The following is a 768-nucleotide window of genomic DNA, read 5'->3' as shown; positions in this document are numbered from 1 at the left end:
AGTACGGCGGTTTATGGAGACCGCATCACCATTCCCCGGCAATGCCCACGGAATGGCAAAGGTGTAGCAGACATAGGATCAGTTATTTAGCGCAAAACCGACACGAAGCGTGAAAATCATGTGGGCTACAATATCAAGCGAAGCGCCTGGGTTCCGCGTGTTACTGTTTCGGCGAGCGAAGCGAGTGTTCATACACTTGTTAGCTACCTCTTACCTTAAAACGGACCCGAACAAAATCTGTTCCCCAGCTTTGATTTTTAAACCACAGCATTTTATCAAAATCAAACTCTGAAATTAAAAACTCGTCGTCATTTAGCCAGGATATTTGGTATTTCAAATCCTTGGGATGACCATCTAAACGAATTAAAATATCAGTTTTCCGACTTCCATCGACTTTTTCAACATATACTTGGGTTTGCCAGTTTGTTGTTGCTCCGCAATCAGCGTTTACAACTACTGCGCGCATAGTTTGATCAGGGGAATATAGTTCTTCGTATTCGTCAAACGAGCAGCCACTTGATATCAGAAATACTGGCAACCAAAAAGGTATACAAAGAATCACACCTCCTCAAAAAACTGCTGCGCCAGCGTGCCAAAGAAATTTTAAAAATTTTGACAATTTTGACTATCCTAGGTGTCTATCACCCACTAAGGGGTGATAAAACATGGGCTACAATCGGCGTTGTTGATCAAATAACTGCTTCAGTCCCTTTATTGTCAGGCGCTCCAGCCAATTAATCAGTTGCCTGACGAACAGGCATACCGAGC

At 43.2% G+C, this 768-nt stretch carries 1 protein-coding gene; it reads right to left on the bottom strand.

The features are described from left to right. Positions 1–199 precede the first annotated feature (199 nt). Positions 200–466 (bottom strand): hypothetical protein, encoded by a 267-nt coding sequence (locus ACXAG2_RS20850; protein ID WP_474870243.1) that lies wholly within the window; start codon positions 464–466, stop codon positions 200–202. Positions 467–768: the final 302 nt, after the last annotated feature.

It is taken from the genome of Alteromonas sp. ABH4_456 (assembly GCF_056160645.1).
This window is presented reverse-complemented; position numbering and strand designations above follow the sequence as displayed.